This is a genomic window from Nostoc cf. edaphicum LEGE 07299 (assembly GCF_015207245.1).
GTDB classification, from domain to species: Bacteria; Cyanobacteriota; Cyanobacteriia; order Cyanobacteriales; family Nostocaceae; genus Nostoc; species Nostoc edaphicum_B.
This window is the reverse complement of record NZ_JADEXF010000292.1, coordinates 1-5,610: the sequence shown is the minus strand read 5'-3', so window position 1 is coordinate 5,610 and position 5,610 is coordinate 1. Positions and strand designations below refer to the sequence as shown.

Sequence of the window (5,610 nt, the reverse complement as noted above, 5' to 3'; positions counted from 1 at the left end):
GGGTTGGTAGCGGGCTGCCTGAACCCTTCTGTACAACAGTGCTGAGTGCTGAGTAACGAGTGCTGAGTAAAAAGTATCTCGGCTGACAGTGGAAAAATTCATAAGTCTACTTCTTAACTCAGCACTCAGCACTCAGCACTCCTGAATGCATTGATCTGGTACTTTTGCCAAAATTAATATTTGCTATTCTTAATTCTTAATTAAAGTTAATTCTTGCTATCCTACTTATAAACTAAATAAATACCAATATTATCTGCCTGTTGATGATGGGGTAATTTACCAAAAGCAAATCGTGCAGTTATCCTTGGGTTATGCTGTGGTGACAGGGTTGGAGTTAGTTGCTTTGGCGATGGAGAGTCACAGGGCAATAGAAGCTATGATTAGGCTGTAGGGTTGACTTAGGAGCGTATTTTTTGGATAAGTAAGTATTAGCACCTGCCAATATCCGCCAGCTAAAATCATCATCTAAAGTCTGGGTATGTCAAGTTTAAGAAAGATGAGCGGTCTAGATTGTCCCTATTAATGCTATTAAAGAAATTGCCAATCGCTGATCGGTGCGAAAACTATGGAAAATGATGCGGCAACGCTCTACTGTCCAAACGAAAATTGTCAGGCTGCCAACCCCCTGACGCACAAGTTTTGCCAGCGATGTTCCACGCCTCTACCCAAAAATTATCTCTGGGCTGTGGTAGATAGCCCAAGTGTGGGTAGTCCTAAAGAAATATTAGCCGATCGCTATTTAATCCTTGATAAATTTCTTCTTTTAGATACGAAGCCTGGTTTCTTATCGCTAACGCCTGAGTTAGATAATTTGCAGCCTCTAAAAGCGTACCTGAGACTGATTCCCTACCGTCTACACGTACCACAGGTATATGGAGTGCTTTTTGTTGCTGACGGGTCTTCTCACCGAGAAATATTACTTTTAGAAAAACCGCCACTATTAGTAGATGACAATATCCAACAAGTACGCTTAGGCAGCGAGTTAACCACTGCTTGGCATGATGCAACATCAATGCGCCAACTGAATTGGTTATGGCAAATAGCTCATCTGTGGCAACCTCTTGTAAGTGAAGGTGTCGCCTCTAGCTTACTTGACTCTTATGTATTACGGGTAGAAGGATCGTTAGTCCGGTTGTTGGAGTTGCGTTTTGACAGCGCTACATCACCAGAATTGCCGCAATTAGGTGAATTTTGGCAGCAGTTGGTCAGCACTGCCAAACCAGCGATCGCAGAATTTGTCGATCGCGTTAGCTTGGCTTTAATTCAGGGGGAGATTAATTCCACCGATCAATTAATCGGAGTTTTAGATCGGGGACTGGCTGGGTTGGGGCGATCGCAAACACCCACGATCCAAATTATCACCAAAACCGACACCGGGCCAAGTCGTCAACGTAACGAAGATGCCTGTAGCCCTCCCAGTGGAACTCTGGTGAGCAAACCACCCCAGCCAACAGCCTTAGCAATTGTCTGTGATGGCATCGGTGGGCACGAGGGTGGCAATGTCGCCTCAAATTTAGCCATTGAAACCATCCAGCAGCAGGTACAGCAACTAACAAAGGTTCCCTACGACCACATAGACCCTGCAATGCTGCTGAATGACCTAGATAAGGCAGTGGCAATGGCCAATGACAAAATCAGTCAACGCAATGACAGTGAAAATCGCCAAGGGCGTCAACGCATGGGCACAACTTTAGTCATGGCATTGCCTGTTGCTCATGAAATGTACATTACCCACGTCGGCGATAGTCGTGCTTACTGGATTACACGCCACGGCTGTTATCAAGTTACTCTCGATGATGATGTCGCCTCTCGCGAAGTGCGGCTAGGTTATGCCATTTACCGCGAGGCAGTACAACAGAGTGCCGCTGGATCTCTGGTTCAAGCTTTGGGGATGGGGTCTAGCACTTCATTGCATCCCACATCGGGACGGTTTATGCTCGATGAAGATGCTGTTTTTCTGCTCACATCCGATGGTTTGAGTGACTTCGATCGGGTAGAGGAGTACTGGGAAACAGAAATCTTGCCGATTTTAGCTGGGGAAGCAAATATAGCAACTGTTGCCGATAGATTAGTCGAAATTGCTAATACTAAAAATGGACACGATAATGTCACCGTCGCTTTAGTTCACTATCAAGTTCAATATTGGGAACCAGAAATCACCATCCAAGCAGTGATTCCCCAGAGCTATTCTGCCAAAACTGTTGATTTAGCATCCAGAGGAACAGATGCGACAGTTTTAGGCAGCCCAAATCACAAGACTCAGGTGATTCCAGACACTGAGCCTGCTAAAACTCGTCAATTCCCCCTACAGTGGATAGTTCCATTAATATTTGTACTAGCAGCAGGTTTTTTAGGATTGTTCGTCAAGCAACTGCGAGGAACCTCTCCAATTTTTTCCAATCCCTTACAAACTCAAAACCCTGGCATCGAAGCGACACCTACACCGCCGCGATCGCTGGCTAATGTTTCTCCTGGTTGGGTAATTAAAACCAACAATGACATCTTCTTGGGAAACAACCAATCACTTCCCCGTGGGACTTTTTTAGAAGTTATTGAGAAAAAATCCAATCCAAATCCTACTTCTGGGAGTTTTTTAGTGTCTATGCGAGTCTGTACTAATAAAAGTACACAAACTCCAGCTAATACTAATAACCCAGCCGTAACTACTTTAGTTACACCAAATTCAAAACCTTTGCCAGCAACAGTATTGCTAAACTCCTCCCAACTCAACCGTTTTGGCGTTGTTTTACAATCAGACGCACCAAATCCATGTAGAACTGTCACGCAACCGCCAGTTACCAAACCATCTGACACCAGTCCAACTTAATCAAATACTCGATAAACTGGTAAAAACCTGAAATAATAACAGGTAACAATCAGAGTAAAAACTTACAAGGTCAAAAAAGTATAAAATTTTCACCTTGGAGAATTGTTATTTGAAATTATTTTTTTTAGCTTTTAATTTAATGAATCCATGCCATCCCTGAATTTGGCGATCGCCCGTCTCTTAAACACTGGCACTGACAACTTCGCCATTTGGGTGGTCAAGGCTCCGTATCCCAGTGGCTACGTTTTACGTGACTGTGTATGGCCTATTGAACTCACCCAACTCTGGCACGAATGGCAGCAGATGTTTGCTGGTCATGGTCGCCTAGATATTTCCCCTAACTCAACATCTCAAAAGAGCAACCCATTCCCCATAGATTGGATTTCACCCCCTTCAGGTCAACCTACTGGCCCCTACAGCAGTCGTCTGATGCAATACTTGGGAATGAATTTATGGCGCTGGGTATTCGACGGGCAAATTCTTGGTAGTCTAGAACGTAGTCGCGGTATTGCTATGGGTCAGCATACACGTTTGCGCTTTCGGCTAGAAATCCGCGACCCGGATCTGATCGCTTTCCCTTGGGAAATTATGCAGCGTGAGCCTGGTCAATCGGCTATGTCTCTCTCGCAAGATTTACTATTTAGTCGTACCAGCACCGAAGTTGAGCCTTTACCGCATTTGCGAACTGACCAAGCTTTAAGTATCTTGCTGGTTTTAGGTCATGATGACAAGCTGCAACTAGAACAAGAAGGTGCTATCTTACAGCAAGCTCTTGCAGATACGCCTGGTAACTCCCAAAGATATGCACCTTGTGTAGTAAATCAACTCATTCAACCAACTCCACAACAGTTGATTGATGAATTAGAAACCAAAGAATACAATGTTTTCTTTTACGCTGGACATGGTTTGCCAGACCCAGACGGAGGGTTACTGTTTTTGCGACCAGATATGCCCCTCAATGGGATAGAATTGGCGCAAGTACTGACCCGTACAGGTGTGAAATTAGCAGTCTTTAACGCCTGTTGGGGCGCACAACCAGCTGCGATCAATCATCAAGCTATCCCTGCCAGTAGTTTAGCAGAAGTATTGATTCGTCATGGTGTGCCTGCGGTTTTGGGGATGCGTGATGAAATCGCTGACCATGAAAGCCATAGTTTTATTCAAGCTTTTACCGAAGCTTTGCGATCGCACAAGCCAATTGACGAAGCCGTAGCACAGGCTAGGCAAGAGTTGTTAACACTGTATAAATTTAATCAACCTGCTTGGACTTTGCCTGTTCTCTACCTGCATCCAGATTTTAATGGCGAACTGATTAAGAATCTGGATGAAGGTATTACCGAACTTCCAGATACAGCCATTCCTGATGTCGGTTCCTCGCTTCCGATTGCAAGTTTACGATCGCTCACTCCAAAAGGTAAAACCTGGTTACTGCGTTATGGAGTTACCCGCATCGGCCGCACGAAAGATAATGATATTGTCATTCCCGAACCATCTGTATCCAAACGCCACGCCGAAATCTTCTGCCGCAACACTCTTACAGATGCTACACTGATGCGAACTTATTACTTGCAAGATTTTTCCACCTATGGGACAACCTGGTTTTTAGGCCCTAATGGCTGGCAACAAATCCTCCGAGAGGAAGTACCTTTGAAATCGGGGATGCAGTTAAAGTTTGGAAGTGCTAGAGGTGAAACCTGGGAGTTTGTGATTGAAGACTCCTAGCGGAGCTATTGCATAAATGAATTTGAATCTTTAGCAGTAGCTTTTAAAATCTGTTTTTTTTGCAGAAAAAATCAACATTTTTTGCGGAAATCTCCTCTTAGAACTTGTAGCTGTCAATACCACCAAATAATCATGAGGGAAGAAAATATGGCTCACAAAATTAATGGCTCAGACACTTTCTCATCTTTGCCATCTCAAGTAGATTTAGAGTTATTAGAAGCGTTACTAGAATCAGAGGATGCTAACTATCCCTGGAATCCAAGTGATGAAGAATCAGAAGCTTATTTTCAGGAACTAGAACAACAGTTCGGAATGGAAGATTTGCTTGATGAAGAATTAATGAGGCAATCACAAGATTTTTACGGACATCTAGATACACTTTGGTCTAGTATTACTCCGACACCTGACCACAATGATAACCCACAACAGGCAGTAGTGCTTAACCTTCAAGAAACATTACGTACAAATTTTTCTGCCTGCGTGCCCCAAATATTGCTCAACACCATCGCCACCAAAGCGGCTGAGATATTTGCTGCTCGCCAATTAATCAGCGAGCAACTAGTTGAGTGCGTTCAGACAGTACTACCAGCTTGGGGAACAGAGGATCTGATCGTTTTGGCTCGTCCTTTTGCTTACGCTATGAGAAGCAGCGAATCGCAAAATGCGGCATCTGCACTCAGTAATCTTCAAAATAGCGAGTGGACAGCTTTATCAGAAGTAGAGAAAGCCAAGGTTAGTTTAGCGATCGCTTCTTATGCCTTTACTGAACTTAACAAGTCTCAGCCAGAACTATGAATGGGGAATAGGGAGTAGGAAAAATTTTCATTATGCGTTGTGTTCGTGTAACCCGCGCTTTGCGTTCACTCGATTCAGAGGTGTATTTTGCAAAGATGTTGGTTTCCCTTACGCAAGGATATAGAGTCGAAAATCAAGACTTTTTGCAAGAAGTTTAATGATTTTTATTTTTATAGGTATACTTACTCCACAATAAATTAACAGTACGCTGATTTTCAAATTAGGACATCTATCGCAAGAGGTAAATACTCAAGTATTGGTTGTTC

Annotated in this window: 3 protein-coding genes; all 3 read left to right on the top strand. The window is 43.7% G+C overall.

Annotation, left to right across the window (positions count from 1 at the left end):
• Window positions 1-565 precede the first annotated feature (565 nt).
• The 3 genes from IQ229_RS10830 (at window position 566) to IQ229_RS10820 (ending at window position 5,344) form a co-directional block, all read left to right on the top strand.
• On the top strand, window positions 566-2,827 hold the full coding sequence (locus IQ229_RS10830) for a protein phosphatase 2C domain-containing protein (protein ID WP_194043573.1): 2,262 nt from the start codon (window positions 566-568) through the stop codon (window positions 2,825-2,827).
• Between the two features lie 147 nt (window positions 2,828-2,974).
• The gene (locus tag IQ229_RS10825; protein ID WP_194043571.1) at window positions 2,975-4,549 is read left to right on the top strand and encodes a CHAT domain-containing protein; all 1,575 of its coding nucleotides are present in this window, start codon (window positions 2,975-2,977) and stop codon (window positions 4,547-4,549) included.
• Window positions 4,550-4,696: 147 nt separating this feature from the next.
• Complete coding sequence (locus IQ229_RS10820) at window positions 4,697-5,344, top strand: hypothetical protein (protein WP_194043569.1); 648 nt, start codon at window positions 4,697-4,699, stop codon at window positions 5,342-5,344.
• The last annotated feature ends 266 nt before the right edge of the window (window positions 5,345-5,610 follow it).

What these genes read in the sequence shown, in the direction of transcription:
- IQ229_RS10830 (WP_194043573.1), top strand. Translation starts at nt 566, where the DNA reads ATGGAAAATGATGCGGCAACGCTCTACTGTCCAAACGAAAATTGTCAG.
- IQ229_RS10825 (WP_194043571.1), top strand. Translation starts at nt 2,975, where the DNA reads ATGCCATCCCTGAATTTGGCGATCGCCCGTCTCTTAAACACTGGCACT.
- IQ229_RS10820 (WP_194043569.1), top strand. Translation starts at nt 4,697, where the DNA reads ATGGCTCACAAAATTAATGGCTCAGACACTTTCTCATCTTTGCCATCT.